This is a genomic window from Streptomyces sp. NPDC058145, assembly GCF_042884245.1.
Lineage (GTDB): Bacteria > Actinomycetota > Actinomycetes > Streptomycetales > Streptomycetaceae > Streptomyces.
Map to the genome: position 1 here is coordinate 22,837 of NZ_JBHVUH010000001.1, position 24,177 is coordinate 47,013.

The 24,177-nt window shown below is 71.7% G+C and carries 22 protein-coding genes; 11 read left to right on the plus strand and 11 right to left on the minus strand.

Annotated elements, in window-relative coordinates; all coding sequences use genetic code 11:
- The first annotated feature begins 167 nt into the window (after nucleotides 1–167).
- Together ACFVVO_RS00130 and ACFVVO_RS00135 are read left to right on the plus strand one after the other, a co-directional pair.
- A complete protein-coding gene (locus ACFVVO_RS00130) occupies nucleotides 168–2,066 on the plus strand; it encodes a P-loop ATPase, Sll1717 family (RefSeq protein ID WP_390050724.1) in 1,899 nt (632 codons plus the stop codon).
- A 13-nt stretch (nucleotides 2,067–2,079) separates the two neighbouring features.
- On the plus strand, nucleotides 2,080–3,705 hold the full coding sequence (locus ACFVVO_RS00135; RefSeq protein WP_390050725.1) for a protein kinase: 1,626 nt from the start codon (nucleotides 2,080–2,082) through the stop codon (nucleotides 3,703–3,705).
- A gap of 30 nt (nucleotides 3,706–3,735) precedes the next feature.
- On the opposite strand, the gene argS is transcribed toward ACFVVO_RS00135, so the two are convergent.
- Nucleotides 3,736–5,499, minus strand: a complete 1,764-nt coding sequence (gene argS / locus ACFVVO_RS00140) for an arginine--tRNA ligase (protein ID WP_390050726.1) — start codon at nucleotides 5,497–5,499, stop codon at nucleotides 3,736–3,738.
- Nucleotides 5,500–5,639: 140 nt separating this feature from the next.
- On the opposite strand from argS, the gene lysS reads away from it, so the two are divergent.
- Entirely contained in the window at nucleotides 5,640–7,382 is a 1,743-nt protein-coding gene (gene lysS / locus ACFVVO_RS00145) for a lysine--tRNA ligase (protein ID WP_390050727.1), read from the plus strand.
- 90 nt (nucleotides 7,383–7,472) lie between these two features.
- On the opposite strand, the gene ACFVVO_RS00150 is transcribed toward lysS, so the two are convergent.
- The 3 genes from ACFVVO_RS00150 to ACFVVO_RS00160 form a co-directional block, all read right to left on the minus strand.
- Nucleotides 7,473–8,717 carry a DUF2637 domain-containing protein gene (locus tag ACFVVO_RS00150; RefSeq protein ID WP_390050728.1) on the minus strand — a complete coding sequence of 415 codons (1,245 nt, stop codon included), beginning with the start codon at nucleotides 8,715–8,717 and terminating at the stop codon, nucleotides 7,473–7,475.
- A gap of 99 nt (nucleotides 8,718–8,816) precedes the next feature.
- Nucleotides 8,817–9,719, minus strand: a complete 903-nt coding sequence (locus tag ACFVVO_RS00155) for a DUF3558 domain-containing protein (protein ID WP_390050729.1) — start codon at nucleotides 9,717–9,719, stop codon at nucleotides 8,817–8,819.
- Nucleotides 9,720–9,847: 128 nt separating this feature from the next.
- A complete protein-coding gene (locus ACFVVO_RS00160) occupies nucleotides 9,848–10,681 on the minus strand; it encodes a DUF3558 domain-containing protein (RefSeq protein ID WP_390050730.1) in 834 nt (277 codons plus the stop codon).
- A 216-nt stretch (nucleotides 10,682–10,897) separates the two neighbouring features.
- Here ACFVVO_RS00160 and ACFVVO_RS00165 point away from each other — a divergent pair, with 216 nt between their 5' ends.
- Nucleotides 10,898–12,091: an RtcB family protein gene (locus tag ACFVVO_RS00165; protein WP_390050731.1), complete on the plus strand. Its 1,194-nt coding sequence runs from the start codon at nucleotides 10,898–10,900 to the stop codon at nucleotides 12,089–12,091.
- A gap of 7 nt (nucleotides 12,092–12,098) precedes the next feature.
- Here the strand turns inward: ACFVVO_RS00165 and ACFVVO_RS00170 are convergent, their stop codons facing one another.
- From ACFVVO_RS00170 to ACFVVO_RS00185, 4 genes are all read right to left on the minus strand, one after another.
- A complete protein-coding gene (locus ACFVVO_RS00170; protein ID WP_390050732.1) occupies nucleotides 12,099–13,763 on the minus strand; it encodes an alpha/beta hydrolase in 1,665 nt (554 codons plus the stop codon).
- A gap of 112 nt (nucleotides 13,764–13,875) precedes the next feature.
- Nucleotides 13,876–14,022 carry a hypothetical protein gene (locus ACFVVO_RS00175; protein ID WP_358928494.1) on the minus strand — a complete coding sequence of 49 codons (147 nt, stop codon included), beginning with the start codon at nucleotides 14,020–14,022 and terminating at the stop codon, nucleotides 13,876–13,878.
- Entirely contained in the window at nucleotides 14,022–14,798 is a 777-nt protein-coding gene (locus tag ACFVVO_RS00180) for an SDR family NAD(P)-dependent oxidoreductase (protein WP_390050733.1), read from the minus strand. Before ACFVVO_RS00180 ends, ACFVVO_RS00175 begins: the two co-directional genes overlap by 1 nt.
- 52 nt (nucleotides 14,799–14,850) lie before the next feature.
- A complete protein-coding gene (locus ACFVVO_RS00185) occupies nucleotides 14,851–15,189 on the minus strand; it encodes a YnfA family protein (protein ID WP_390050734.1) in 339 nt (112 codons plus the stop codon).
- A 114-nt stretch (nucleotides 15,190–15,303) separates the two neighbouring features.
- Here ACFVVO_RS00185 and ACFVVO_RS00190 point away from each other — a divergent pair, with 114 nt between their 5' ends.
- The 7 genes from ACFVVO_RS00190 (at nucleotide 15,304) to ACFVVO_RS00220 (ending at nucleotide 21,228) form a co-directional block, all read left to right on the plus strand.
- Nucleotides 15,304–15,774 (plus strand): hypothetical protein, encoded by a 471-nt coding sequence (locus ACFVVO_RS00190; protein ID WP_390050735.1) that lies wholly within the window; start codon nucleotides 15,304–15,306, stop codon nucleotides 15,772–15,774.
- A gap of 184 nt (nucleotides 15,775–15,958) precedes the next feature.
- Nucleotides 15,959–16,438 carry a MarR family transcriptional regulator gene (locus ACFVVO_RS00195; protein ID WP_390050736.1) on the plus strand — a complete coding sequence of 160 codons (480 nt, stop codon included), beginning with the start codon at nucleotides 15,959–15,961 and terminating at the stop codon, nucleotides 16,436–16,438.
- Between the two features lie 87 nt (nucleotides 16,439–16,525).
- Nucleotides 16,526–17,611 carry an LLM class flavin-dependent oxidoreductase gene (locus ACFVVO_RS00200; RefSeq protein WP_390050737.1) on the plus strand — a complete coding sequence of 362 codons (1,086 nt, stop codon included), beginning with the start codon at nucleotides 16,526–16,528 and terminating at the stop codon, nucleotides 17,609–17,611.
- Between the two features lie 8 nt (nucleotides 17,612–17,619).
- Entirely contained in the window at nucleotides 17,620–18,216 is a 597-nt protein-coding gene (locus ACFVVO_RS00205) for an FMN reductase (protein ID WP_390051532.1), read from the plus strand.
- 97 nt (nucleotides 18,217–18,313) lie between these two features.
- The gene (locus ACFVVO_RS00210; RefSeq protein WP_390050738.1) at nucleotides 18,314–19,048 is read left to right on the plus strand and encodes a response regulator transcription factor; all 735 of its coding nucleotides are present in this window, start codon (nucleotides 18,314–18,316) and stop codon (nucleotides 19,046–19,048) included.
- Complete coding sequence (locus tag ACFVVO_RS00215) at nucleotides 19,048–20,481, plus strand: ATP-binding protein (protein ID WP_390050739.1); 1,434 nt, start codon at nucleotides 19,048–19,050, stop codon at nucleotides 20,479–20,481. Before ACFVVO_RS00210 ends, ACFVVO_RS00215 begins: the two co-directional genes overlap by 1 nt.
- A gap of 198 nt (nucleotides 20,482–20,679) precedes the next feature.
- Nucleotides 20,680–21,228, plus strand: a complete 549-nt coding sequence (locus tag ACFVVO_RS00220; protein WP_390050740.1) for a GNAT family N-acetyltransferase — start codon at nucleotides 20,680–20,682, stop codon at nucleotides 21,226–21,228.
- An 87-nt stretch (nucleotides 21,229–21,315) separates the two neighbouring features.
- On the opposite strand, the gene ACFVVO_RS00225 is transcribed toward ACFVVO_RS00220, so the two are convergent.
- The 3 genes from ACFVVO_RS00225 to ACFVVO_RS00235 form a co-directional block, all read right to left on the minus strand.
- Nucleotides 21,316–23,094: a phosphatidylglycerol lysyltransferase domain-containing protein gene (locus tag ACFVVO_RS00225; RefSeq protein WP_390050741.1), complete on the minus strand. Its 1,779-nt coding sequence runs from the start codon at nucleotides 23,092–23,094 to the stop codon at nucleotides 21,316–21,318.
- A gap of 98 nt (nucleotides 23,095–23,192) precedes the next feature.
- Complete coding sequence (locus ACFVVO_RS00230) at nucleotides 23,193–23,474, minus strand: hypothetical protein (RefSeq protein ID WP_390050742.1); 282 nt, start codon at nucleotides 23,472–23,474, stop codon at nucleotides 23,193–23,195.
- A gap of 92 nt (nucleotides 23,475–23,566) precedes the next feature.
- Nucleotides 23,567–24,175 carry a CGNR zinc finger domain-containing protein gene (locus ACFVVO_RS00235; protein WP_390050743.1) on the minus strand — a complete coding sequence of 203 codons (609 nt, stop codon included), beginning with the start codon at nucleotides 24,173–24,175 and terminating at the stop codon, nucleotides 23,567–23,569.
- Nucleotides 24,176–24,177 lie beyond the last annotated feature (2 nt).

Below are 24,177 nucleotides of genomic sequence, written 5' to 3' on the forward strand. Positions count from 1 at the left end.
CCGTGTCCGGCCGCGCGGGCTGTTGCTCGTGGCGACGCTCGCCGGCGAGAGGGGAGTCACGGCACGCGCAACCGGAAAACTCGTGTGGTGCGAGTTCCTGCTCTGCCGGGGCGTCTTGCTCGATAGCGTGTCTCCAGGAAGACGGGGGCGGACTTCTGGGGGACGAGATGGCCGACGAGCCGTTACTCGCGCGTGTGCACTTCGGGCGTGAGGACGCCGAGCGGGATGTGAAGGACGGGCTGCTCCTGCGTGGCGGCTTCCTGCCCAACGCGGCGTACCGGGCCGCCATCTCCGGGCGGAAGATGCTGATCATCGGCCGTAAGGGATCAGGGAAGAGCGCCATCTGCATGCAGCTCATGGCGGACGACGGTGATTACCCGGGGAAGGTGCTGGTCACCCCGGACGAGACCGCGGGCGAGGAGATCCGGCGGTTCGAGTTGGCGGGGTTGCCGGGCGACTCGGCCAAGGCGCTGATCTGGCGATACGTGTTCGCCGTGCACGCCGCACGGCACCTGGTGGCGCATGCCAAGGACGCGCACGGCCGCAAGCCGGAATCCGTGAAGACGCTCGCCAAGTTCCTGAAGCAGAACGGGGAACTGGAGGGCAATCGGCTGGCGCAGTGGGTGACGGGGCTGCGAACCTCCCTGTCTCTGGAGGCGTTCGGCGTCAAGGCGGGCCTGGACCTCGCGAAGACGACGTCGGAAGGCGCCCTGGCCGCCCGGCAGTTGGAGCTCGTCGAGCGAGGTGTGGCCCAAGCCTTCACCGACCTCGACTGCGCCACGGCGCACAAGCCGCTGCTTGTCATGGTCGACCAGCTGGAACGTGTGTGGTCGGCCGAGCGGGACAGCAACTCGATGGTGATCGGGTTGCTGCTGGCGGCTACTCACGCGTCGGGTCTGTACGGACTGTCCGTACGACTCCTGCTGTTCCTGCGTGCGGACATCTACGACTCTCTGTCGTTCGGCGAGGGCGACAAGATCCACGGGGACGAGCTGCGGATCACCTGGACGCAGGCGGCGCTGCGGGATCTCGCGCTGGCACGCGCGCGGGCCTCCGCGGGAGAGCGGCTGACCGACGAGCAGTTGTGGCGTGAGGTCTTCCCCCCGGCCGTGGGGAGCGAGGAAACGGGCGCCTACCTGTTCCGCCGCTGTCTGCCCCGGCCGCGGGACGCCATCCAGTTCCTCAACCTCTGTCAGGAGACGGCCTGGCTGACCCACAGTCGCGACCGGATCACGCCGGAGGACGTCCGCCAGGCGGAGTTGCAGTTCTCTGCCTGGAAGCTGAAGGACCTGTCCCTGGAGTACCTGGTCGGACATCCGTTCCTGAAGCATCTGTTCCCGCTTTTCCAGAACGCCGGGTACCTGGTTTCCCGCGCGGCGCTGCAGAGCCGTTTCGAGGCGACCGAGAGTTCCCTGCACCGGCTGTTCCCCGCGTATGCCGACGCGCTGACCCTGAGCGGCGTCATCGACGTCCTCTACGACGTGGGCTTCCTCGGTGTGCGGCGCGGCAACGACATCGTCTTCGCCGGGGGCAACGACCTTCCTGTACAGCCGCACGAGACCGAATTTCACATCCACCCCTGTTTCCGGGCGGCGCTGGGCGCGACGAGCGCGATCGATCTGCGCCGGTACGAGCCCGGCGTGGCGGGGGACCGCCTGGTGCAGGGCAACGTCTTCGGTTTCCAGTCGGTGGCGGTCAGCTTCCAGAACCGGGACACCCGGCTGCTCGGCGAGGTCGCCCGCTCCTGCCACTCGATCATCGCCCAGGCCGAGCGGGCCGTCGAGCTCACCCCGGACGCCCGGGACGAGATAGTCCGTGAGATCAACCGCGTCCTGGACGACGCCGACGGGGGCATCCGGTTTTCTGCCGGAAACCTCGACGCGGACGGCCAACTGTTCTACACAGCACACTACTTCGCCTCACTCGCGGCCCAGCTGACGGCCACCGGCCTCACCGACGGCGCGAACGGCGCGGCGGAAGTCGTCCGCCGCCTGGAGGACGAGGCGCGGCGGCTGCGCCGGCTGGCGGGCGGCTCGTACGGCACGTCCGGCGACGCCGAGCGCTGAGAGGGAGGAACGGGTGCGAGGCGTAGTACTCGACGAGCGCTTCCGGATCGGTGAACCGCTCGGCTCGGGTGCCGTGGGCGAGGTCTGGGCCGCGCAGGACGAACGGATGCGGCGCGACGTGGCGGTGAAGCTGGTCCACGGGACGCTCGGGGCGCGGGAGGCCGAGACACAGGCCAGGTTCAGGCGCGAGGTGCAACTCGCCGCGCGGCTCTCCCATCCGAACATCGTCACCGTGCACGACGGAGGGGACGCGGCGGTCGGCGGCCGCCAGGTCTTCTACCTGGTGATGGAGCTCGTCCCGGGGCTCTCGCTGCACCGGCACCTGCGGGAGTCCCCGGGGCCGCCGTGGCAGACGGCCGTGGGATGGGCCGTGCAGATCGCGCAGGCGCTCGTGGCCGCGCACGGACACGGTGTCATCCACCGGGACATCAAACCCGCGAACGTCCTGCTGACTCCTGAGGGCACCGCTAAGGTCCTCGACTTCGGAGTCGCCAAGTTCGTGGGTGAGACGCTGAGCGTGCAGTTCCTCACCGCGACCGGCACGCCGCTCGGCTCGCCGCCGTACATGTCGCCCGAACAGGCCGAGGGCGTGCGGGAGCTCGACCACCGCAGTGACCTGTACTCGCTCGGGTGCCTGCTGTACCACGCGGTGACGGGCCGGCCGCCGTTCGTCAGCGAAAGCCCGCTGGCCGTGCTCCGGATGCAACTGGACGAGGTTCCGGTTCCGCCGGGCACTCTCGTCGAAGGCCTGCCCGAAGCGTTGAACGATCTCATCGTCGGTCTGCTGGCGAAGAACCCCGACGATCGCCCCATGGACGCCGCCGCGGTCGCGGATGCCCTGGTCACCCTGCTCATCGACGGTCCGCTGCCGCCCGGCGGCGACATGCCGGACCTCACGGGGCTGGGCCCGGTCGGCTCCGCCGCCGGGCGGATGATCGACAAGGTGTGGGAGATGCGGATGCGGACGGAGGCGGACTGCGCGGCCATGCGCAAGGTGGCCCGCCAAGAGGCCGTCCGGGAGGCCGGACTGATCCGGTCCCGCGCGGAGAGCGACGCCGCGCTGATCCATGCCCAGGCTCAATTCGAGGCGCACCGGGTACGGGCGGACGCCCGTGGGGAGGCGGAGCGGATCCTGGCCGAGACGAGGGAGGAGGCAGTGCAGGGCAACGGCGCCGTACGCGAGCGACGGCCGGGTGAACGTGTGCTGCCACGCTTCGACGAAGAGCCGTACGGATACGAGCCCGCCGAGGTGGGGCAGCGTCTCAAGACCACGCTGGCGAAGCTCGACTGGATGTGGGACCGCATGGCGGTCCTGGTGAAGTGCATCCGGGAGATCGCCGAGCTGCTCGACGAGGGCCGGGATCAGGACGTTCGGTGGCGTCGCGCCTCGGAACTGGTCATCAGGGGAGCGGAGCAGGCCAGGCAGCGCAGCTACCACATGCCCCAGGGACGCAGGCCGGAGTTCTTCGCGCTCTTCCCCTCGGCCGAGCAGTACGGCCACAACCGGGCACAGGTGAACGAGTACTTCGACATGCTCCAGGGCCAGCAGGCCGCGTGGCGGAAGGTGCTCTCGACCCTGGAGATGACCGTCGACGACGGCGAACGGCTCTTGCAGGGGGACGGCCTGTCCCCGAAGTGAGGACAGGCCGCCGCGGTGCGGACACCGCCGTCAGAGCTTCTCGGGCGTCCTGATGCCCAGCAGGGCCATGCCCTGGTGCAGGGTGCGGGCCGTCACGTCGCACAGGAAGAGGCGGTTCTCCACCAGTTGCGGCGTCTCGGCCTTCAGCACCGGGCACTTGTCGTAGAACGACGTGTAGTGCGACGCGAGCTGGTACAGGTACGCGGCCAGCTTGTGCGGGGCGTACTCCGTGGCCGCCTCCCGCACCGTCTCCGCGAACGCGTCCGCGTGCAGGCCCAGCGCGCGCTCGGCCTCCGTCAGTTCCAGCTCGGGGTGCGCGGCCGGGCGGACCTCGCCGGCCTTGCGCAGGATGGACTGGATACGGGCGTACGCGTACTGCAGGTACACGCTGGTGTCGCCGTTGAGCGAGACCATCTGGTCCAGGTCGAACTTGTAGTCCCGGATCGCCGACGTCGACAGGTCCGCGTACTTCACCGCGCCGATGCCCACCTGGCCGCCGCGCTCGGCGATCTCCCGCTCGGAGAGGTCCTGGGCCTTCTCGCGGACCACGGCCGACGCGCGCTCGATCGCCTCGTCCAGCAGGTCGACCAGACGGACCGTCTCGCCCTCACGCGTCTTGAACGGCTTGCCGTCCTTGCCGAGGACCGTGCCGAACGCGAGCTGCTGCGCCTTGACGTCCTCGTTGAGCCAGCCGGCCCGGTGGGCGGTCTCGAAGACCATCCTGAAGTGCAGCGCCTGACGGGCGTCGACGACGTACAGCAGCGTGTTCGCCTTCAGGTTGAAGACGCGATCGCGGATCGCGGAGAGGTCGGTCGCCGCGTAGCCGTAGCCGCCGTCCGACTTCTGCACGATCAGCGGGACCGGGTTGCCGTCCGGGCCCTTGATGTCGTCGAAGAAGACGCACAGCGCGCCCTCGGAGCGGACCGCGACGCCGGACTCCTCCAGGAGCCGGCAGGTCTCCGCGAGCATGTCGTTGTAGCCGGACTCGCCGACGATGTCGGAGTCGAGGATTTCCATGTCCAGCTTCTCGAAGACGGAGAAGAAGTAGATCTTCGACTCGTCCACGAACTTCTGCCACATGGCGAGGGTCTTCGGGTCGCCCGCCTGCAGGTCGACCACCCGGCGACGGGCCCGCGTCTTGAACTCCTCGTCGGAGTCGAACAGCCGGCGCGCGGCCTTGTAGAGGCGGTCGAGGTTCGACATCGCCTCCTCGCCGCTCACCTGCGTGTCCTTGTGGTCCAGCTCGTGCGGGTGCTCCTCCAGGTACTGGATGAGCATGCCGAACTGGGTGCCCCAGTCGCCGATGTGGTGGCGCCGGACCACGTTCTCGCCGGTGAACTCCAGGAGCTGGACGACCGCGTCGCCGATCACCGCGGAGCGCAGATGGCCGACGTGCATCTCCTTCGCCACGTTCGGCTGGGCGTAGTCGATCACCGTCGTGCCGGGGACAGCGGCGTGCGGCACGCCGAGGCGGCCGGTGTCGTCCGCGTACCGCGCGGCCAGGTTCGAGGTGATCGCCCGGTCGGAGACCGTGATGTTCAGGAAGCCGGGTCCGGAGACCTCGATGTCCTTGATCACGTCACCCGACTCGACCCCGGCGACGACCTGGGCCGCCAGCTCCCGCGGGTTGGCCTTGGCCTTCTTGGCGAGCGCCAGGATCCCGTTGGCCTGGAAGTCCGCCCGGTCGCTTCGTCGCAGCAGCGGGTCCGCGCCGGCGGCCTCCGGCAGGGTGGCCGAGAGGGCGGACGCGAGGCGCTGCTCGACGGAATCGCTGAGGGACGTGACCGAGGCCATAGGAAGGGGTGCCGTTCTCCTCGTGGGGATGGATAGACCCGGCCAGTATCCCATGGGGGGCAAAGGGGTTTTCCCGGTCGCGAGGCGGTCTGGGAGAATGAGACGGTCACCCCGTTCAAGAAGCGTTCAGAAAGAAGGACGTGCCGATCGTGGCTCAGAGCACCGAGACCGCCGACTGGGTCTCCCGTTTCGCCGATGACGTCATCGAGGAGTCGGAGCGACGGGCCCCCGGCAAACCGGTGGTCGTCGCGTCCGGTCTTTCCCCGTCCGGCCCGATCCACCTCGGCAACCTGCGCGAGGTCATGACCCCGCACCTGGTCGCCGACGAGATCCGCCGCCGCGGCCGCCAGGTCCGGCACCTGATCTCCTGGGACGACTACGACCGGTACCGCAAGGTCCCGGCCGGGATCGCGGGCGTCGACGAGTCCTGGGCCGAGCACATCGGCAAGCCGCTGACCTCGGTGCCGGCGCCGAAGGGGTCGGCGTACCCGAACTGGGCGGAGCACTTCAAGGCCACGATGGTCGCCTCGCTGGCCGAGCTGGGCGTGGAGTTCGACGGGATCAGCCAGACGGAGCAGTACACCTCCGGTGTCTACCGCGAGCAGATCCTGCACGCCATGAGGCACCGCGGCGACATCGACGCGATCCTCGCCCAGTACCGGACGAAGAAGGCCCCCGCCAAGAAGCAGCAGCAGAAGCAGGTGGACGAGGCGGAGCTGGAGGCCGAGGAGGGCTCGGGCGCCGCCGCCGAGGACGACGGCAGCTCCGGCGTCGCCGGCTACTTCCCGTACAAGCCCTACTGCGGCAACTGCGAGAAGGACCTGACGACCGTCACCTCCTACGACGACGACAGCACCGAGCTGGCGTACAACTGCACCGCCTGCGGATTCACCGAGACGGTCCGGCTGAGCGAGTTCAACCGCGGCAAGCTGGTCTGGAAGGTCGACTGGCCGATGCGCTGGGCGTACGAGGGCGTGATCTTCGAGCCGAGCGGCGTCGACCACTCCTCCCCGGGGTCCAGCTTCCAGGTGGGCGGGCAGATCGTCGGGATCTTCGGCGGCAAGCAGCCCATCGGCCCGATGTACGCCTTCGTCGGCATCTCCGGCATGGCGAAGATGTCGTCCTCGCGCGGTGGCGTGCCGACCCCGGCCGACGCGCTGCAGATCATGGAGCCGCAGATCCTGCGCTGGCTGTACGCCCGGCGCCGGCCGAACCAGTCCTTCAAGATCGCCTTCGACCAGGAGATCCAGCGGCTCTACGACGAGTGGGACAAGCTGGCGGCCAAGGTCGCCGACGGTGCCGCGCTGCCGGGCGACGTCGCCGCGTACACGCGGGCCGTGGGCACGGCCGCCGCCGAGCTGCCGCGGACCGCGCGTCCGCTGCCGTACCGCACGCTCGCGTCCGTCGCCGACATCACCGCGGGGCACGAGGACCAGGCGCTGCGCATCCTCAGCGAGCTGGACCCCGAGCAGCCCCTGGGCTCGCTGGACGAGGCGCGGCCCCGGTACGACAAGGCGGAGGCGTGGATCAACACCCACGTCCCCGCCGACCAGCGCACCATCGTCCGCGACGAGCCCGACGCCGAGCTGCTGAAGTCCCTCGACGAGGCCTCCCAGCAGTCGGTACGGCTGCTGCTCGACGGGCTCGCCGAGCACTGGTCGCTGGACGGGCTGACCCACCTCGTCTACGGCGTGCCCAAGGTGCAGGCCGGGTTCGCGGCCGACGCCACGCCCAAGGAACTGCCGCCGGAGATCAAGACGGCCCAGCGGTCGTTCTTCGCCCTGCTGTACCACCTGCTGGTCGGCCGGGACACCGGGCCGCGACTGCCCACCCTGCTGCTCGCCGTGGGCCAGGAGCGCGTGCGGGCCCTGCTCGGGGAGTAGGGGGAGCCAAGCGGACACGAGCGAGGGGCCCTCGTCACGGGGGCCCCTCTTTCACACGTCTTCTCTCGCGCGCGCCTTCGCGCGCAGCCGCTAGGCGATGTGGTCCTCTTCCAGCTCCGCCGAGTGGCGCTGCTGGAAGCGTTCCGCGAGGTCCTTCAGGGCGCCGGGGCTCAGCGTGGTGCCGTACGTCGCCTCGATGTTGTCACCGAGCACGCGGGGCGTGGGATAGCTGCCGTCGATCGACTGACGGAAGATCTGGTAGTACGCCGCCTCGTCCGGCTCCGGGGTGCCGCCGCCCTCGCCCAGCTCGCGGGTGCGGTTGGGGCCCACCGGGATCGGGAAGCTGCCGGTCTCCTCGGGGGAGGGCTGCTGGAACTGCTCCACCGGCTGCTCGTCGTACCAGCCCTCGTACTCCTCCTCCGGGACGTACTGGGGGTCCGGGACGGGGGTGAAGGCGGGGTCGTAGCCGCCGTGGTAGTCCACCTCGCGCGGAGTCTGGAACCAGGGGCTCTCCTCGTCCACGGGGGGCTCGGGGCGCTGCCGGCCGGGAGGCGCCGCCTGCTGCGGGACGGGCGCCGCCCCGGCGGCACGGCTGCCCGCGGCCCCGGTGGCGTCGGGAGCGGTCAACTGGGGCTGCGGCTGGGGCTGCGGAGCCGGCGGTATGAGCAGCGGTTCGATACCCGCCGCCGCCAGGCCCGCCGGGGCCGTCTCCGTGAGGGGGACGCCGTAGCGGGCCAGGCGCAGGGGCATCAGGGACTCGACCGGGGCCTTGCGGCGCCAGGCGCGGCCGAAGCGGGAGTGCAGGCGGGCCCGGTAGACCAGGCGCTCCTGCTCCAGCTTGATCACCTGGTCGTAGGAGCGCAGCTCCCACAGCTTCATGCGGCGCCAGAGCAGGAACGTGGGCAGCGGGGAGAGCAGCCAGCGGGTGAGCCGGACGCCCTCCATGTGCTTGTCCGCCGTGATGTCCGCGATCCGGCCGATGGCGTGCCGGGCCGCCTCGACGGCGACCACGAACAGGATCGGGATCACCGCGTGCATGCCCGTGCCCAGCGGATCCGGCCAGGCGGCGGCGCCGTTGAAGGCGATCGTCGCCGCCGTCAGCAGCCACGCCGTCTGGCGCAGCAGCGGGAAGGGGATGCGGATCCAGGTCAGCAGCAGGTCCAGGGCGAGCAGGACGCAGATGCCCGCGTCGATGCCGATCGGGAACACATAGGAGAAGTTCCCGAAGCCCTTCTTGAGGGCCAGCTCACGGACTGCCGCGTAGGAACCGGCGAAGCCGATGCCGGCGATGATCAGCGCGCCGGACACGACCACGCCGATGAGTATGCGGTGCATCCGAGTCAGCTGCATTGGCGCGGCCACTCGTCATCCCCTCCCATTGCGTGTTGTTGCGCGCAACAGAGTGGCACACGTGTGCGGCGCACGTGACGCGGGTCAGCCCTTCTTCGCGGCCGACTTGGACGGAGAAGCGCTGGATGCGGGCGACTTGGACGCCTGCTTCGAGGGGGACTTCGAGGCGGACTTGGACGGGGACGCGCTGCCGCCCGAGGACGCGCCGGAACCGGAACCTCCGCTGTTGGCCGCCGAGATGGACGCGATGGCCTCCTTGGCGGCCTTCTGCGCGTCCTTCGCCAGGTCGTCCGCGCTCGGGGTCTTCTCGCCCGCGAGGCCGGCGCCGTTGTAGTCGAGCGTGACGACGACGTTCTCGACCCGGGCGACCACCGTCTGCTGCTTGAAGGTGCCCTCCTTCTTCTTCAGGTCGTAGCCCACCAGCGTCGCCTCGGCGCCCGTCCCGGCGACCGGCTCCGTCCTGGTGTTCTTCGCGCCGGAGACGCTCTTGGCGTCCTCGACCTGCTGAGTGAGGTAGGCGTGCGCCTGCTTGTCCCCGGAGCCCCGGTTGGTGTCCGAGTCGAAGCGCAGCATGGAGACGTTCAGCCAGCGGAACTGCGAGCCCTTGACGCCGTTGTTGTCCAGGCTGTTCCAGGAGCAGGAGGAACGGGTCGCGGTGTCGTCGCTGCTGCCCTCCTTGCCCGACTTGGCGCCCTTCGGCACCAGATCGGTCAGGGTCTTCTTCGACAGCGCCGCGCACGACTCGGGGAGCTTGTGGTACGCGGCGGGCCGCACGGTCGGGGACACGCTCGCCGACGGCGTCGCCGAACCACTGCCGGCGGTCGGCCGCGCGCTCTCGCCGCCCTTGTCCGTGGAGTCGCCGGAGTCCGAGGAGCAGGCGGCGGTGATCAGCACCGCGGGAACGGCCGCTGCGCAGACAAGGGCGCGGCGCAGACGCTTGGCTCGCTGGTCATGGGCACGGTCGTTTCGCTGGGCTGCTCGCTGCATGGTTCCTTCACTCGTGACACTCGGTGTTCGTGCGGGTTCCTGCGGGGCCCCACGGTACGCGGTGAAGGAGCTGTGCGGTTTCCCTTCACGCGCTTCGCGGGTGGTGCCGCGGCAGCCCGCCGAGGCCGTCATCCGCCCAGCGCGTCAGCCAGTTGAGAGGCCAGCTTCTGGGCCCTGTCCTGCAGTTCCTTGCTGTCAGGGACCGTTCCCGTCGCCATCGGCTGCTCCTCGTACTCGATGGTGACGACGACGTTGGACGTGCGGAACACCACAGTCACCATCCGCTGTTCGGCCGTCGAGCCGGAGGTGTTCAGCTGGTCGTCCAGATACGCCTCGTCACCGAGATCGGGCAGCACCCGGGGCTGCAGCTCGGCCGGCGGGGCGCCGGCGGCGCCGGAGGAGGACTCCGTAGCGGACCCGGAGGGGGACTCCGAGGCGGACGGGGAGGCATCGTCGCCCCCGCTCGCCGTTGGGGTGGGCGTCGTGGGGGTGGCGGAGGCGGGGGCGCTCGGCTCGGGCAGGTCGGCGGCCGTCTCCTGGTCCAGGAAGAGCTTCTGCGCCTGGTCGTCGTCGCTGACCGCGTTGTCGTACGACACCACGCGCTCGAAGTCGACCGCGAGCCGGTCGGTGGCGGCGCCTGACGACGCCTTCCAACGGCAGCCCACCTTGCGGTCGGTGTTGTAGGTGAGCGTCGCCTCGCCCTGGTAGGCCTTCTCCCGCTGGTCCTGGTCGGTGATCTGCCCGATGCCCGGCAGCAGGGTGTCGAGGGCGTCGTGGTCCACCGCCCCGCAGGGCTCGGGGAGGCTGCGGTACTTGCCGGGCTGGGCGGCGGGCGTGGCCGTACCGGCGTTGCCCGGGTTGACGTTGTCGGTGGGGCCGTCGTCCCCGGAACCGCTCGTGCAGCCGGCCAGCAGCGCCACGAGGAGGGCGGCGGTGCCGGTCACATACGCCTTCCGCTGCACGGTCGGGCTCCTCTCGACGGTCTCTGCTCGCTGGGTGTTCCAGTGTCCCCGCTGGTTATTCGCTTGCCGCCGCGGGGCGCTCCCTGGAGACAATGTGTACCGCACGCACTGCCGTGAACGACGGTCCCCTGTCCCATTTCATAGACCTTGTCGTCGCTTTTGCGTTTTGCTGCTCTTCAAGTCTTTTGTTGTTGTTTTCGGGGGAATGAGGAACCCATGTCGTACGTGGAGATGCCGGGCGCGAAGGTGCCGATCCGGATGTGGACCGACCCGGCGACGGTGGAGGACGTGGCCCTGCGCCAGCTCCAGAACGTCGCCACCCTGCCGTGGATCAAGGGCCTGGCCGTGATGCCGGACGTCCACTACGGCAAGGGCGCGACCGTCGGCTCGGTCATCGCGATGCGGGGCGCGGTGTGCCCGGCCGCGGTGGGCGTGGACATCGGCTGCGGGATGTCGGCGGTGCGGACCTCGCTGACCGCGAACGACCTGCCGGGCGACCTGTCCCGGCTGCGGTCGAAGATCGAGCAGGCGATTCCGGTGGGGCGGGGGATGCACGACGATCCCGCCGAACCCGGGCAGTTCCACGGGCTGGCCACGTCGGGCTGGGACGACTTCTGGAAGAGGTTCGGCACGGTCGCCGAGGCGGTGCACTTCCGCGAGGAACGGGCCGTGAAGCAGATGGGCACCCTGGGGTCGGGCAATCACTTCATCGAAGTGTGCACCGACACCACCGGCGCCGTCTGGCTGATGCTGCACTCCGGCTCCCGCAACATCGGCAAGGAACTCGCCGACCACCACATCGGCGTGGCTCAGCGGCTCCCGCACAACCAGGGCCTGGTCGACCGCGACCTCGCCGTCTTCGTCTCGGACACCCCGCAGATGGCGGCCTACCGCAACGACCTGTTCTGGGCGCAGGAGTACGCGAAGTACAACCGCACGCTGATGATGGCGCTCCTGAAGGACGTGGTCCGCAAAGAGTTCAAGAAGGCGAAGCCGGTGTTCGAGCCGGAGATCTCCTGCCACCACAACTACGTGGCGGAGGAGCGGTACGAGGGCATGGATCTGCTGGTCACCCGCAAGGGAGCGATCCGGGCCGGCTCCGGCGAGTACGGGATCATCCCGGGCTCGATGGGCACCGGTTCCTACATCGTGAAGGGCCTCGGCAACGACCGGTCCTTCAACTCCGCCTCGCACGGCGCCGGTCGGCGGATGAGCCGCAACGCGGCCAAGCGCCGGTTCTCCACCAAGGACCTGGAGGACCAGACCCGGGGTGTGGAGTGCCGTAAGGACTCCGGAGTGGTGGACGAGATCCCGGGCGCCTACAAGTCGATCGACCAGGTCATCGACCAGCAGCGGGACCTCGTCGAGGTCGTGGCCAAGCTGAAGCAGGTCGTCTGCGTCAAGGGCTGACGACCGCTCAGGAGCGGTCGCGGGCCAGTGCTCCGCCGCCGGTGGCTACACCGCCGACCGGTGTGGGCGCGGGGAACGGTGCCGTGTCCTGCCGGCAGGTCGTGCCGGGCGGCGGGAGCGTGCCGTCGATCAGGTAGCGGCTCTCGTACCTGGCGACACAGGCGCTGGGGTTGATCAGCGCGGTGTGGCCGTAGCCGTCGAGGGTGAGCAGCCGGGCGTCGGCCAGTTCTCCGGCCAGGGCCCGCGCGCCCGCGTAGGGGGTGGCGGGGTCGTAGCGGGTGCCGACCAGCAGCAGCGGTCGGGCTGTCGGGCGGTTCCAGGGGCCGCTGTAGCGGTCGGCCGCGACGGCCGGCCAGGAGACACAGGCCGCGGCGGCCCAGGCCCAGACGCGTCCGGCGTCGCCCGCGCGGGCGGCGGCCTGTTCCTCCAGCGTGTGGTAGGCGCCGGGGGAACGGGGGTTGGGGCTCTCTCCGCAGAGCACCGCGGCGGCCTGCTCGTCACCCAGGTAGGGATCCGGGTGCGGGACCGGCTGCGCGGCCGGGCGCTGCGCCTGCTCCGGGACGCGGCCCTGCCAGAGGCGCTGCAGGGCGCGGGCGACATCGGTCCACCCGGGATCGACGACGTAGAGACCGGTCACCACCGCCGCGGCGGTACGGCCGTAGGTCCAGTCGCCCAGGGGGTGCGTCCGCAGCCGCCGCATCAGCTCGTCGAACTTCGCCCGGGTGGCCTGCGCGCCGCCCGCGGAGAAGGCGCAGCGGGCGGTGGTGGTGCTCCCGCACAGGGTGAGGAACCGCTCCAGCACCTCCGCCGCGCTGCGGTCCGAACCGAGCCGCAGGAACGTCGTGAGCGGGGCGTCGCCGAGGGCGCCGTCCGCGTACGCCCGGGCGTCCACGTTGCTGTCGAGGGTCATGGCGCGGACCTTGCCGGGGAAGAGGTTGGCGTAGGTGGCGCCCAGGAACGTGCCGTAGGAGATGCCGAGGTAGGTCAGCCGCGGTTCGCCCACCGCCTGCCGGAGGAGGTCGAGGTCGCGGGCGGAGTCCGTGGTGGACACATGGCGCAGCAGTTCGGGATCGCGCTGGGCGCAGCGCCGGGCCAGGTCGCGGTAGGCGGCGATCGTGTCCGCCCGCTGCTTCGCGCCCACGGGGACGCCGGCCGGTTTGCTCGCCGTCCACGCGGTGGCCTCCTGCCGGGTGGCGAAGCAGTCGACGGCGGTGCTGCTGCCCACGCCGCGTGGGTCCCAGCTCACGATGTCGAACCGCTCCCGCACCTCGCGCGGGAAGAGCCCGTAGTTCTGCGGCATCTGCACGGTGCCGGGGCCGCCGGGTCCGCCGGGGTTGAAGAACAGGGTGCCGACGCGCCGTCCGGGGCCGGTGGCCCGGTGCCGTACGAGGGCCAGTTCGACGGTGCGGCCGCCGGGGTCGCCGTAGTCCAGCGGCACCGTCGCGGTCGCGCAGTCGAACGGGCCGCCTGGGACGCAGGGTTGCCAGTCCAGGCGCGGGACGGGCGCCGTGGGGGCCGGCGGTCCGCCCGCCGCCGCGCGGTCCGTTCCGGTCAGGACCGTCGAACAGGCCACCATCACCGCGACGACCGCGGTCCAGCATCTGCGCCCCGGTATGACCCCGGCCATGTCCATGCCGTCTCCCTTCACGGCCGGGCGTCCGGTGCCGCTCACGCGACCGACTCCGGACGGCGGCCGTCCGGGACCACGACATCGCGAGGTACGGGCATGGGCCAGCCGGCCGCGTCCGAATGGCGGAACCGTGCGGGGAGGAGGCGGGCGCGGGCTACTTCGCGTGGCGCACGGCGTAGATCATGACGAACGCCACGAAGTGGATGCCGAAGAGGAAGTAGGCGAGGAAGTACCAGACCTGGCGTTCGTTCCTCGTCTCCTCGGCCAGACGGCGCTTCTCCAGCGAGTCCTCGTCGGGCATCACGACTCCCTGTGCACCTTGGTGTTGGACGCCTGGGCGCGCGGGCGCAGCACGAGGAGGTCGACGTTGACGTGGCTGGGGCGGGTGACCGCCCAGGTGATCGTCTCCGCCACGTCGTCGGCGGTGAGGGGTTCGGCCACGCCCTCGTAGACCTTGGCCGCCCGGTCGGTGTCACCGGCGAAGCGGGTCAGCGCGAACTCCTCGGTCTTCACCATGCCGGGCGCGATCTCCACGACGCGGACCGGCTTGCCGACGATCTCCAGGCGGAGGGTCTCGGCGAGGACGTGGGCGCCGTGCTTGGCGGCGACATAGCCACCGCCGCCCTCGTACGTGCCGTGGCCGGCGGTGGAGGACACCACGACCACCACTCCGTCGCCGCTCGCCTCCAGCCTGGGCAGCAGCGCCTGGGTGACGTTGAGGGTGCCGATGACGTTCGTCTCGTACATCGTGCGCCAGTCGGCCGGGTCGCCACTGGCCACCGGGTCCGCGCCGAGGGCGCCGCCGGCGTTGTTGACCAGGACGCCGATCGTCCGGAAGGCCGACGCGAACTCGTCGACCGCCGCGCGGTCGGTGACGTCGAGCTGGTAGGCGGCCGCCGAGTGGCCGGCCGTGTTCAGCTCCTCGGCCAGCGCCTCGATGCGGTCCTTGCGGCGGGCGGTGAGGACGACGCGGTAGCCGGCCCGGGCGAGCTGCCGGGCCGTGGCGGCGCCGATACCGCTGCTCGCACCGGTGACGACGGCGATGCGGGAGGCGGCGGACGGGGCTGCGGTGGCCATGGGCTGCTCCTGGGACTGCGTCGGATCGGTTCCGTCCAGCGTAAGTGAGCCCTCAGGCGCCGTTCCGGGGCGCCCACATGATGACCGCCATCCCGGCCAGGCAGATCAGCGCGCCGGTGATGTCCCAGCGGTCGGGGCGGTAGCCGTCGGCGACCACGCCCCACAGGATCGACCCGGCCACGAAGATCCCGCCGTAGGCGGCGAGGATGCGGCCGAAGTGGGCGTCCGGCTGGAAGGTGGCGACGAATCCGTAGGCGCCGAGGGCGAGGACCCCGCCGGTGATCCAGAGCCAGCCGCGGTGTTCGCGCACCCCCTGCCAGATGAGCCAGGCACCGCCGATCTCGAACAGTGCGGCGACGACGAACAGGGCGGCGGAGCGGAGGACCGGCATGGCGGCAGCTTCGCACGCGGGTGTGGTGTCACCTGTTGGAGGGCGCCTGTCCCTCCGTTTCCGTGGCATACATCCGTACGGCGGACACGGACAGGAAGCGCGAGGTGGGACGGCATGCGGATGAGGTCGTGGGTGCTGGGTGCGTGCGGTGCCCTGGTGGTGGCCGGGGGCGGGGCGGGGCCGGCCGGGGCGGTTCCGGTGCCCGAGGCCGATCTGGCGCTGCACGGGAGCGCCGTGATGACCGGGGACCGGGTGGAGGTCTCCCTCACCCCGCGCAACGGTGGGCCCGCCGCGACGCCGGACGCGAGCGTGCTGCTGCGCTGGTCGGTGCCGCTGGCCGAGACCCAGCGGCTGCCCCAGGGGTGCGCGCGCACGGACGAGCGGACGGTGGTGTGCGGGATCGGCGCGCTGGCGGTGGACGCGGCGGGGGAGCGGCTCACGGTGGCGGTGCGGCTGAAGGAGCAGCCGGCCGCGGTGACGCTGGAGGTGGACACCGCCTGGCTCGGCGGCGCCGTCGACCGGGACCGGACGAACGACCGGCTGAAGGTGCTGGTCCTCGACACCGGGGACGCGTACGCCTTCTGAGACCGGGGAGGCGTGCGCCTTCTGAGACCGGGGAGGCGTGCGCCTTCTGAGATCGGGGAGGCGTACGCCCTCTGAGACCGGGGAGGCGTTCGCGCCCTCCGACACCGGGCAGGCGTTCGCCTTCCGGGCGTCCGGGTCCGTGGTCGTACGATCACTGCACCACGCGGACGAAGGGGAGTGCGGCATGGCCGGGAAGGGGACCGGGCGGTCCGGGCTGCTGGCGGAGCTGTCCGTGGTGTCCCGGCGGTACATGGCCTCCTACGCCCTGTTCAACCAGGCCGTGGCCGACCGGATCGGGCTGCACCCCACCGATCTGCAGTGCCTGAACCTGCTCACGCTGGAGGAGGCGCCGGTCACCACGGGCCGGGTCGCGGAGCTGACCGGGCTGACCACGGGATCGGCGACCCGGCTGGTGGACCGCCTGGAGCGGGCGGGCTACGTCGTGCGGCGGCGGGACGAGGTGGACCGGCGGCGGGTGCTGGTGGCGACCGTGCCGGAGCGGATCGCCGAGTTCGGGCGGCTGTGGGACTCGCTGGCCGGTGACTGGTTCTCCCTCTTCGACGAGCTGGACGACACCGAGCTGGCGGTGATCGTGCGGCACATGGAGCGCACGGTGGACTTCGGCTGGGAGCAGATCGCCCGGCTGCGCGAGCGGCGCGCCTGAGCCGGCCGGGCGGCGGCGGGGGAATAGCGGCGGGGCGGGGACCGTTCCAGGGCTATAGTTGAACAATCAACAACCTGGAGGGTGGCCATGCAGTTCGGGATCTTCACCGTCGGCGACGTCACGCCGGACCCCACCACGGGGCGGACGCCGACCGAGCGCGAGCGGATCAAGGCCATGGTCGCCATCGCGCTCAAGGCCGAGGAGGTCGGGCTCGACGTCTTCGCCACCGGCGAGCACCACAACCCGCCGTTCGTGCCCTCGTCCCCGACGACGATGCTCGGCTACATAGCCGCGCGGACCGAGCGGCTCGTCCTCTCCACCTCCACCACCCTGATCACCACCAACGACCCGGTGAAGATCGCGGAGGACTTCGCGATGCTGCAGCACCTGGCCGACGGACGCGTGGACCTGATGATGGGGCGCGGCAACACCGGACCGGTGTACCCGTGGTTCGGGAAGGACATCCGGCAGGGCATCGACCTCGCCATCGAGAACTACGCCCTGCTGCACCGGCTGTGGCGCGAGGACGTCGTCGACTGGGAGGGCAAGTTCCGCACCCCGCTGCAGGGATTCACCTCCACGCCGCGGCCCCTGGACGGCGTGCCGCCGTTCGTCTGGCACGGCTCGATCCGCTCGCCGGAGATCGCCGAGCAGGCCGCCTACTACGGCGACGGCTTCTTCCACAACAACATCTTCTGGCCCGCGGACCACACCAAGCGGATGGTCGAGCTGTACCGGAAGCGGTACGCGCACTACGGGCACGGCACGCCCGAGCAGGCGATCGTCGGGCTCGGCGGCCAGGTGTTCATGCGCCGCAACTCGCAGGACGCGGTACGGGAGTTCCGGCCGTACTTCGACAACGCGCCGGTGTACGGGCACGGCCCGTCGCTGGAGGACTTCACCGAGCAGACCCCGCTGACGGTGGGCTCGCCGCAGCAGGTGATCGAGAAGACGCTGTCCTTCCGCGAGTACGCCGGGGACTACCAGCGCCAGCTCTTCCTGATGGACCACGCGGGTCTGCCGCTGAAGACGGTGCTGGAGCAGCTCGACATGCTGGGCGAGGAGGTCGTGCCCGTGCTGCGCGAGGAGTTCGCGAAGGGGCGCCCGGCGGACGTGCCGGCCGCGCCGACCCACCAGGCCCTGCTCACCGCGAAGGAGGCGGCCACCGTATGAGCGACCGCCTGAAGCTCGTCGTCGTGTCGGCGGGACTGGGCGTCCCCTCCTCCACCCGGCTGCTGGCCGACCGGCTGGCCGCGGCGGTGGACCGGCGCGGGCCGGTGGACGTCCAGGTCGTCGAGGTGCGGGACCTCGCGGTCGAGATCGCGTACAACTTCACCAACGGGTTCGCCGGGAAGGCCCTGGCCGCCGCGCAGGACGCGGTGGCGGGAGCCGACGGTTTGATCGTCGTCACGCCGGTGTTCAGTGCCTCGTACAGCGGACTGTTCAAGTCCTTCTTCGACGTGCTGGACAGGGACGCGCTGACCGGCAAGCCGGTGCTGATCGCCGCCACCGGGGGTACCGGCCGGCACTCCCTGGTACTGGAACACGCGCTGCGGCCGCTGTTCGCGTACCTGCGGGCCGTGGTGGTGCCCACCGGTGTCTACGCCGCCTCGGAGGACTGGGGAGCCGAGGGGCTGGCCGAGCGGATCGAGCGGGCGGCGGGGGAGCTGGCCGGGCTCATGGCGGGGCTGTCCGCGGCCGGGGCGGACCCCGTGGACGGGCCCCGGGTCGTGCCGTTCGAGCAGCAGCTCGCGCGGCTCGGCGCCGCCGGCGCCTGACGCGGTCGCCGCTGTGACGGTGAGAGCGCGGTAAAAAGGGTGATCGTCGGCCCGCCTGGCCCGACCGAACCGCCGGCGGCCTTGGCAGACTGGGGACGTGCCCCAGACTGTGCTGCTCGCCGAAGACGACCGTGCCATCCGCCATGCCCTCGAGCGTGCCCTGACGCTCGAGGGCTACGAGGTGACGGCCGTCGCCGACGGGGTCGAGGCGCTGGCCCAGGCGCACCGGACCCCGCCGGACGTCCTGCTGCTGGACGTGATGATGCCGGGCATCGACGGGCTCCAGGTCTGCCGGGTGCTGCGGGCCGAGGGCGACCGCACCCCGATCCTCATGCTCACCGCCCTGGTGGAGACCGCCGACCGCATCGCCGGCCTGGACGCCGGCGCCGACGACTACGTGGTCAAGCCCTTCGACGTGGAGGAGGTCTTCGCCCGGCTGCGGGCGCTGCTGCGCCGCACCAGTCCGGTGCCGACGGGCGGTGCCGGCGCGACGCCCCCCGGTGACGGCGGCCGGGACGCGCAGGTCTCCGACCGGCAGGTGGGCGCCGCGAACATCAGGATGGACCTGCAGGCCCGCCGCGCCTGGCGGGGCGGCCGCGAGCTGGAGCTGACCCGCACCGAGTTCGAGCTGCTGGAACTGCTGGTCCGCAACGCCGGGATCGTGCTCGACCACTCCACCATCTACGACCGGATCTGGGGCTACGACTTCGGCCCCGGCTCCAAGAACCTGGCCGTCTACGTCGGCTATCTGCGCCGCAAGCTGGACGAGCCCGGCGCCCCGCAGCTGATCCACACCGTGCGGGGCGTGGGTTACGTGCTGCGGGAGGACTAGTGGGCCGCGGCCGGCGGTCCGGGGCCGGGCCCCGGCCCAGGCTGGTCTCCCTGCGGACCACCTTCGCGGTGTCCTTCGCGGCCGTCACCGCCGCCGTGACCATCCTCGTCGGCATCCTGTCCTACAGCTCCGCCGCCCGCCTGGTCCGGGTCGACCAGCAGTCGGTGTTCACGCAGGTCGTGTCCGACGTGCGGGACGAGGTGCGGCAGCACGAGATGGTCCCGGAGGACTTCTCCTCCTCCCGGCCCGGCCACGATCTGGTCCGGCCGGCCCGGACCGATGTGCAGGTGCTGGGCGCACGGGGGGAGATCGTCGACCACGGCAGCCCGGTGCTGCCGGTCACCGCCCGGGACCGGGCCGTGTCCGGGGCGCGGACGGCCGGCCGGGTGGTCGAGCACAAGGACGTCCGGGTCGGCGAGGACCTGTTCCGCATCGCCACCGTCTCGCTCGGCGACGGCAAGGGCGCGGTGCAGGTCGCCCAGGAGTTCAGCGACACCGAGGACCTGCTGCGGGCGCTGCAGCAGCGGACGCTGATCCTGATGTCGGCGGTCGTGGTCGCCGCGGGCCTCTTCGGCTGGTGGCTGGCCCGCCGGATCACCCGGCGCCTGGTCATCCTCACCTCCGCCGCCGAGGACGTGGCCCGCACCCGCCGGCTGGGCATCGAGGTGCCCGTCGCCGGGCTGGACGAGGTGGGCCGGCTCGGCCGCGCCTTCGACCGCATGCTGGGCCGCCTCGCCCAGTCCGAGGAGGACCAGCGGCGGCTGGTCCAGGACGCGGGGCACGAGCTGCGGACGCCGCTCACCTCACTGCGTACGAACATCTCGCTGCTGCGCAGGATCGACGAACTGCCGCCCGCCACCCGGGAGGAACTCGTCGCCGACCTCACCCAGGAGGCCCGGGAACTGACCGACCTGGTCAACGAGCTGGTCGACCTCGCGGCCGGGCAGTCCGACAGCGAGCCGCCGCAGCAGGTCGACCTGGCCGACATCGCCGAGGACGTGCTGGGGCTGGCCAAGCGCCGTACCGGCCGGGAGATCGTGCTCCGCGCGAGCGGCGACACGCGTACCGACGGGCGGCCCGGGATGCTCCAGCGGGCGCTGTCCAACCTGGTCGACAACGCGGCCAAGTTCGACCGGGGCGGCCAGGAACCGATCGAGATCGCCGTCACCGGTCCGGCGCGCCCGGGAACGGTCCGGGTCGAGGTGCTCGACCGGGGGCCCGGTATCGCCGAGGGCGACCTCATCCGTATCTTCGACCGCTTCTACCGGGCCGCCGACGCGCGGTCCCTGCCGGGCTCGGGCCTGGGCCTGTCCATCGTCCGCGAGGTCGCCATGGCCCACGGCGGGGCGCCGTTCGCCTACCGGCGGGAGGGCGGCGGAGCGGTCATCGGCTTCACGGTCGGGGGCGGGATCGTCGGCGCCGGGGGCGCGTGAGGCTCTTCGCGGGGGCGCCGTCCCGGCTTCGCCTTCGGCGGGAGGGCTCCCTGCCGCCACCGCCGCGAGCGCGTGTCCCTGCGCGAAGTGACCGAGATGGCCCGGGCGTTGGTGCTCACCGTGCTGCGGACGGTGGGGGTGCGGTGAGCGCGGCGGCCGCCCGGATCGCTCCCACGGGCGTGCGATACGTTGCCCGTCATGCCTGAACTCGGTTCCATAGCCTGGCCACCCGCCCCGATCAGCACCGAGCGGCTCGTGCTCCGCGAGCCCGAGGCCCGGGACCGTGCGGCGTTCGTCGAACTGCTCAGCTCGCCCGAGGTGCACACCTACCTCGGTGGCCCTCGACCGCGTGACGAGTGCGAGCGCGCGTTGCCCGAGACGCCCGACAGGCGCCCCGGCCTCTTCGTGATCGAGCTCGGCGGAACGATGATCGGCATGATCGAGCTCAAACCGCACGGCACGAGCGGTTCGGGGCACGCCCGCCGGGATGTAGGGGAGACCGAGATCGGCTACCTGTTCCTGCCGCGGGCATGGGGCCGCGGCTACGCCGCCGAGGCGTGCGCGGCGGCGCTCGGCTGGTTCGCCGGCGCGCTTCCCGGCGAGCCGGTGGTGCTCTGCACCCAGACCGCCAACGACCGCTCGATGCGCCTCGCGGCGAAGCTGGGGTTCACCGAGGTGCAGCGGTTCGAGGCGTGGGACGCCGAGCAGTGGATGGGTGTGTGGTCCCCGGTCACGCCGTCCGGCTGAGCCGGACCGTTTCCGAGGCGGTCCGGGCCGCGCTTCCCCGGGCGCCGGGACCGGGCATGGCGCCGGGGAGCGACGGGCCCGACCGTGTTACGACCGCCCCCTCAGCACCGGCAGGGTGAGGAAGCCCTCCGCGCGGGCGCTGGCCAGGCCGATGCGGGGGATGTCGCTGCTCTTGGCGAACAGCAGGAAGCGGGGTTCCCACAGCGGGCGGTACTTGGCGTTGGCGCGGTAGAGGGACTCGATCTGCCACCAGCGGGAGAAGAAGGTGAGGACCGAGCGCCACAGGCGCAGCACCGGACCGGCGCCGAGGCGGGAGCCGCGTTCGAAGACCGAGCGGAACATGGCGAAGTTCAGGGACACCCGCTGGACGTCCGACTCCTCGGCGCGCAGCAGGAGTTCCACCACCATGAACTCCATCAGGCCGTTCTCGCAGGCGCGGTCCCGGCGCATCAGGTCCAGCGACAGGCCGTGTTCGCCCCAGGGGACGAAGCTCAGCAGGGCCCGGGGGACGCCGTTCGCGTCGCGGCACTCCAGCATCACGCAGCGGCCGTCACCGGGGTCGCCGAGGCGGCCCAGGGCCATGGAGAAGCCGCGCTCGGTGGCGCCGTCGCGCCAGTGGTCGGCGCGGTCGACGAGGAGGGCCATCTCGTCGTCGGGGATGTCCTCGTGACGGCGGATGCGGACGGTGTAACCGGCCCGGCGGACCCGTTTGTGGGCCTGGCGGACCGCCCGCATGGCGCGGCCCTCCAGGGTGAAGTCGGCCAGCTCGACGATCGCCTCGTCACCCAGTTCGAGGGCGTCCAAGCCGTGCCGGGAGTAGACGGTGCCGGCGTCCTCGCTCGCGCCCATGACGGCCGGGGCCCAGGCGTGCCGGCGGGCCTCGGCGAGCCAGGCGTCGATGGCGCCGGGCCAGGCCTCGGGGTCGCCGATGGGGTCGCCGGAGGCCAGGCTGACCCCGCCGACGACGCGGTAGGTGACGGCCGCCTTGCCGCTCGGCGAGAAGATGGCGGCCTTGTCCCGGCGCAGCGCGAAGTAGCCGAGGGAATCGCGTTCGCCGTGCTTGCCGAGCAGCGCCCGCAGCCGCCGCTCGTCCTCCGCGCCGAGCAGGCACGCGCCGCGCGGGGCGCGGAAGCAGGCGTACAGGACGAGGAGGAAGGTCGCGGCCATCAGGATGTTGACGGTCATGTCCGCCCAGCGGGGGGCGTCCACGGTGTCGACGCGGTCGGCGAGCGGGCCGACGCTGATGCCGCGCAGCAGGGTGTAGGAGATCTCCTCCTTGAGCGTGGCGCCGGGAATCCGGTTCGTCTCGCGCACCAGCAGCGTGCCCAGCGTGGCACTGACCAGGGCGCCGCCGGTGCCGACGGCGAGGGCGAGGCGCGGGTTGGAGCGGTCGCCGATGGCGTCGAACTCGCGCCGGCCGAGCAGCAGGGCGGCCACGAACAGGCCGGTGAGGGCGGCGGAGAGCCAGTTGAAGAGGTGCTCGCCGTAGGGGGCGCGGGTGAGCGCGAGGACGTAGAGGCAGAAGAGCGGGCCGGCGAGGAGGAGGTTGAAGACCCAGGCGGCTCGTTTGCGGCGGCGCATCACCACGGCGAGGAAGAGGGCGAGGAACGCCGAGACCAGGCCGGCGGTGGCCAGGTAGGGCGTGAAGAACGAGCCCACGTTGTGCTCGTGCACCTCCTCGCGGAAGGGCAGGGAGAGCACCGCGAGGATGTTGAGCGCGGCCTGCAGTCGCAGGTACCAGACGGTGGACGCCGCCGCCCGCTTCCTCAGCCGGCCGTCACCGGCCGGCGGGGCGGGGGAGCCGGGGCGGGGGGTGTGCTGGGCGGGAGCCTGTGGGGAGGCCAGGCTCGGCTGTCGTGCGGGCATGGTGACGGGCACCTTGGGGGAGGGGACGGGGCGACGCCGACCCTACAGCTCGTAGGTTAACGCGGGTGCAAAGGTGCGCACATCAGGTGCACAGGTTCTCATCCGGAGCCGTCCGCGCCGCGCCGGGCCGCCGCCAGTGTCCAGGCGAGGTTGCCCACAGCGGCCCCGGCCGCCACCGCGGCGACGATCACCCCGCCGGTGGCGAGGCCGTCGCTGAACAGGTGCGGACGCCGGTCGAGGCTGTGCAGACCGAAACCGCACAGCTCGTAGACGCCGACGGCGGCGACGACGAGGCTGACGACCAGCACGGTCAGCGTAGGGGCAAGCCCGCTTACGGCGAGCCGCGCGGCCGGGGCCGGCTCCGTGTGTGTGTCCCGCATGGTGTCCCCCGATGAACAGACGTGTGGCAGTTGGCGTTCGGGGATCCACGATATGGCCGGGAACGCGGGCGCCGTCGCACGAGGCGTGTCGGCTATGTCTCGTCGGACCGGGTGCGGCGGGCGTACGCGCGGGCCGCGCGGGCGCGGTCGCCGCAGCGGGTGGAGCACCAGTGGCGGCGGCCGTGCCGGAGCAGGTAGCGGTTGCAGGGGGCGGAGCCGCACGCGGTGAGCCGGTCGGCGTCCGGGCCGGTGAGCAGGTCGGCGGCGTCGGCGGCGAGGGCCGCGAGCGCGTGCTCGACGATCTGTGTCGTGGGGTGGGCGGCCGCCCGGTACAGGCCGCGGTCGGGGTGCCAGTGCAGCAGTGAGGCCGCGGGCGCCCGGGTGAGCGCGTCGTTGACGGCGCTCAGGGCGTCGGCGGGGGCGGGCCGGCCGTCGACCCGGGAGGCGAGCAGCGGGCGGATCCGCTCGCGCAGGGCGCGCAGCCGCTCCGCGCATGTCTCGCGGAGCACCGTGTCGGCCGGGGCGAGACCGTGCGCCACCAGCCACCGGTGTGCCCCGGCCGGTGTGCCCAGCGGGTCGGCGACCTGGCCGCCGGGCAGGGTGACGGCGCTGTTGGCGAGGTCGAGGGCCGGATACCGCTCCGCGCCGGGGGCGGGCGGCGGGCCCGGCTCTTCCTGCACGCTCGCGTTCATGGCCCTCATGG

What these genes read in the sequence shown, in the direction of transcription:
- ACFVVO_RS00180 (WP_390050733.1), bottom strand. Translation starts at nt 14,798, where the DNA reads ATGGCCACCGCAGCCCCGTCCGCCGCCTCCCGCATCGCCGTCGTCACC.
- ACFVVO_RS00130 (WP_390050724.1), top strand. Translation starts at nt 168, where the DNA reads ATGGCCGACGAGCCGTTACTCGCGCGTGTGCACTTCGGGCGTGAGGAC.
- ACFVVO_RS00175 (WP_358928494.1), bottom strand. Translation starts at nt 14,022, where the DNA reads ATGCCCGACGAGGACTCGCTGGAGAAGCGCCGTCTGGCCGAGGAGACG.
- ACFVVO_RS00200 (WP_390050737.1), top strand. Translation starts at nt 16,526, where the DNA reads ATGCAGTTCGGGATCTTCACCGTCGGCGACGTCACGCCGGACCCCACC.
- ACFVVO_RS00150 (WP_390050728.1), bottom strand. Translation starts at nt 8,717, where the DNA reads ATGCACCGCATACTCATCGGCGTGGTCGTGTCCGGCGCGCTGATCATC.
- ACFVVO_RS00190 (WP_390050735.1), top strand. Translation starts at nt 15,304, where the DNA reads ATGCGGATGAGGTCGTGGGTGCTGGGTGCGTGCGGTGCCCTGGTGGTG.
- ACFVVO_RS00225 (WP_390050741.1), bottom strand. Translation starts at nt 23,094, where the DNA reads ATGCCCGCACGACAGCCGAGCCTGGCCTCCCCACAGGCTCCCGCCCAG.
- ACFVVO_RS00155 (WP_390050729.1), bottom strand. Translation starts at nt 9,719, where the DNA reads ATGCAGCGAGCAGCCCAGCGAAACGACCGTGCCCATGACCAGCGAGCC.
- ACFVVO_RS00230 (WP_390050742.1), bottom strand. Translation starts at nt 23,474, where the DNA reads ATGCGGGACACACACACGGAGCCGGCCCCGGCCGCGCGGCTCGCCGTA.
- ACFVVO_RS00220 (WP_390050740.1), top strand. Translation starts at nt 20,680, where the DNA reads ATGCCTGAACTCGGTTCCATAGCCTGGCCACCCGCCCCGATCAGCACC.
- ACFVVO_RS00165 (WP_390050731.1), top strand. Translation starts at nt 10,898, where the DNA reads ATGTCGTACGTGGAGATGCCGGGCGCGAAGGTGCCGATCCGGATGTGG.
- argS (WP_390050726.1), bottom strand. Translation starts at nt 5,499, where the DNA reads ATGGCCTCGGTCACGTCCCTCAGCGATTCCGTCGAGCAGCGCCTCGCG.
- ACFVVO_RS00195 (WP_390050736.1), top strand. Translation starts at nt 15,959, where the DNA reads ATGGCCGGGAAGGGGACCGGGCGGTCCGGGCTGCTGGCGGAGCTGTCC.
- ACFVVO_RS00235 (WP_390050743.1), bottom strand. Translation starts at nt 24,175, where the DNA reads ATGAGGGCCATGAACGCGAGCGTGCAGGAAGAGCCGGGCCCGCCGCCC.
- ACFVVO_RS00185 (WP_390050734.1), bottom strand. Translation starts at nt 15,189, where the DNA reads ATGCCGGTCCTCCGCTCCGCCGCCCTGTTCGTCGTCGCCGCACTGTTC.